Raw genomic sequence first — 265 nt, 5'->3', positions numbered from 1 at the left:
TGCTGCAATGCGCAAGCTTATACATCTGTGTTATGGCGTTTTAAAACATCAGACTGCCTATCAAAGAGATTATTTATTGGTCGAATAATCTCAAAACCTGATTGACTACCAAGACGGTATCTCAGGTCGCTGACTTCACGTATATTCAAACAAATTCAGGCTGGGTTTATACTGCATTTATTATTGATGTCTTCTCACGAGCAATTGTTGGATGGAAAGTATCGACACGGATGAATACAGATATGGTGCTCGATGCACTTGAGCA

General features: G+C 39.6%; 1 pseudogene. It reads left to right on the top strand.

From position 1 onward, the window contains the following. Positions 1-125: 125 nt before the first annotated feature. Positions 126-265: pseudogene (locus ACEO2X_RS14480) on the top strand (DDE-type integrase/transposase/recombinase); the annotation flags it as partial.

The sequence above is a fragment of the Acinetobacter sp. AL9 genome, assembly GCF_041464035.1.
GTDB classification, from domain to species: Bacteria; Pseudomonadota; Gammaproteobacteria; order Pseudomonadales; family Moraxellaceae; genus Acinetobacter; species Acinetobacter towneri.
Note: the sequence above shows the minus strand (reverse complement) of the source record. Positions and strands in the feature narration are given on the sequence as shown.